The sequence below is a fragment of the Verrucosispora sp. SN26_14.1 genome (assembly GCF_004307965.1).
Classification (GTDB): Bacteria; Actinomycetota; Actinomycetes; order Mycobacteriales; family Micromonosporaceae; genus Micromonospora.
Genome location: NZ_SISL01000693.1, coordinates 1 through 2,139 on the forward strand (window position 1 = coordinate 1; position 2,139 = coordinate 2,139).

The following is a 2,139-nucleotide window of genomic DNA, read 5'->3' on the forward strand; positions in this document are numbered from 1 at the left end:
GTGTTGGCCACCTTGGACGGTCGGCCGGACCTCGCCGGTGAACTGCGGCGACGCGGCCTGGTGCGGGCCGGGGACCTGGCCCGCGCGGGTGTGCCGGTGCACGTCGCCCCGGTGGCGGGGGACTGGCTGGCCGATCCGGAGCACTGGGCGCGGCTGACCGCGCGGCTCACCGAGGCGGTGACCCGGCACTCCCGGGAGCATCCCCTGGAGGCGGGCGCCCCGGTGGAGGTGCTGCGCCGGCAGCTCGACCTGCCCGACCGGGTGCTGGTCGAGGCGCTGGTGCGGGCGCCGCTGCGGCTGGCTGCCGGTCGGGTCGGCGCGGCCGGGGCTGATCCGCTGCCGGAGCCGGTGGCCCGCGCGGTGGCGTTGGTCCGCGACGACTTCGCGGCGTACCCGTTCCGGGCTCCGGACGCCGACCGGCTGGCCGCCGTCGGGCTCGGGGTCCGCGAGATCGGCGCGGCGGTACGGGCCGGCGCGCTGCTGCGCCTGACCGGCAACGTGCTGCTGCTGCCCGGCGCGCCGCAGCAGGCGGTGCGGGTGCTCGCCGCGTTGCCGCAGCCGTTCACGCTCAGTGCCGCCCGGCAGGCCCTGGACACCACCCGCCGGGTGGCGGTGCCGCTGCTGGAGCTGCTGGACCGGCAGGGCCGGACCCGCCGGTTGCCGGACGACGCCCGGACGGTGGTCGACGCGGATTCCACCGATCGGCCGGCAGCCGGGCGTCCCGGACGCCTACCGTGACGCCATGGACCCCTCCGCGGTCTGGCGGGACCGGCAGCACCGCTGGCGGATCGAGGCGTACCGGGCACCGGACCTGAGGTTCGCCATCTTCGCCACCAACGGCACCACCGAGTCGGCGCCGCTGTGGTTGTTCGGGATGTCGGCGCTGGCCCGCTGGCTGATGAGCCACAAGATCTCACTGGACGACCTGGAGACCGACTGATCGCCCAGTCGGGGGACAGACCAGACGAAAACCGGCATCCAAGCCTGTTCGGCTCTATCGTGCGACGGATGAAGGACCGAGGCATCCGCAAGGTCGTCGCGGTGCTGGCCGGCCTCGCGGTGATCTACTTCGGCACCACCGGCCGATCGGAGACCGAAGGCAGCGGGATCTCCGGGGGACTGGTGGTGCTGGCTCTGCTCGCCGCCCTGCTGGTGTGGCACCTGACCAAACCCGGCGACGCCTAGTGACGCCGGTCAGCGGGCCGCCACGCTCCGGTTGAGCTGCCCCACCGACTCCTCGCCGAGCGCCACCCGCACCAGCGCCGAGGCGAACCGGCCGAAGTCGTCGTCGTCGACCAGCCCGGCCAGCCGGTCGGGGGTGGCCGGCAACCCGAGCCGCTTGGCCCCGGCGACCGCCCGCCGGTCGGCGTACGGGCGCAGCTCCGGCCAGACACTCTGCACCTCGCGCAGGAAGATGTCCGCCCCGGTGGGCCCGATGCCGGGGAACTCGGTGAGCAGTCGGCGCAGCGCCGTCGGGTCACCGTCCGCCTCCCGGTGCAGCCGTCGCAGGTCGCCGTGCCACCGGTCGAGGCAGAGCCGGGCGCCGGTGCCGAGCATCGTCGCGGTCCGCTCGTCGTAGCGGCGGTAGTGGCCCCGCCCGAGCGCGTCGACGCGCTGCTGCCACCGCGCCGCCTCCATCGCCTGCGGGGTGCGGTAGCCGGCGGCGAAGAGTTCCCGGGCCGCCGCCACCGCCACACCGGCCCGGATCCGGGTGCTCAACAGCGTGACGAGCACCAGCAGCTGGTACAGCGGCGCGGGCCGGTCGGCGAGGGTGATCCCCGCCTCCTCGGCGTACGTGCGCCGGGTGAGCAGGGCCCGTGCCATCTCGCGGTGATCGCCCATCTCGCGGGAGTACCCGTTGTGGCCCGGACTAGCCCGATCGCCGCAGCCGGTTCCAGGTGGCGGCGGCCGTCACCCCGTACGCGAGGTGCGGCACGAGGTCGGCCAGCCAGTCGACGCGCCGCCAGGTGCGCGGGTCGGTGACACCGAGCAGCGTCAACGACCCGTCGGAGAGCGTCATCGCCCCGCCGCCGAGCAGAGCGGCGGAGCGCAGGATCGGCTGCCGCCGCCCACGGGTCAGCGCGGCGAAGCCGACGGCGGCGGCCACCCCGAGCCCGTACCCCATCAACGCGCCGAGCC

At 75.4% G+C, this 2,139-nt stretch carries 4 protein-coding genes and 1 pseudogene; 3 read left to right on the forward strand and 2 right to left on the reverse strand.

Translation table 11 applies throughout. From position 1 onward, the window contains the following. From EYA84_RS30965 to EYA84_RS33065, 3 genes are all read left to right on the forward strand, one after another. Window positions 1–738 (forward strand): SelB C-terminal domain-containing protein (locus tag EYA84_RS30965; protein WP_236146065.1); only part of this gene is annotated, 738 nt, incomplete at its 5' end. A 4-nt stretch (window positions 739–742) separates the two neighbouring features. Beyond that, window positions 743–940, forward strand: coding sequence for a hypothetical protein (locus EYA84_RS30970; protein WP_013733930.1), 198 nt, complete (start codon window positions 743–745; stop codon window positions 938–940). 68 nt (window positions 941–1,008) lie between these two features. Next, window positions 1,009–1,185, forward strand: coding sequence for a hypothetical protein (locus EYA84_RS33065; RefSeq protein WP_162854401.1), 177 nt, complete (start codon window positions 1,009–1,011; stop codon window positions 1,183–1,185). 9 nt (window positions 1,186–1,194) lie between these two features. Here EYA84_RS33065 and EYA84_RS30975 read toward each other — a convergent pair whose 3' ends face one another. Continuing rightward, window positions 1,195–1,842, reverse strand: a complete 648-nt coding sequence (locus EYA84_RS30975) for a hypothetical protein (protein WP_131057745.1) — start codon at window positions 1,840–1,842, stop codon at window positions 1,195–1,197. Window positions 1,843–1,870: 28 nt separating this feature from the next. Continuing rightward, window positions 1,871–2,139, reverse strand: a pseudogene (locus tag EYA84_RS30980) (hypothetical protein); the annotation flags it as partial.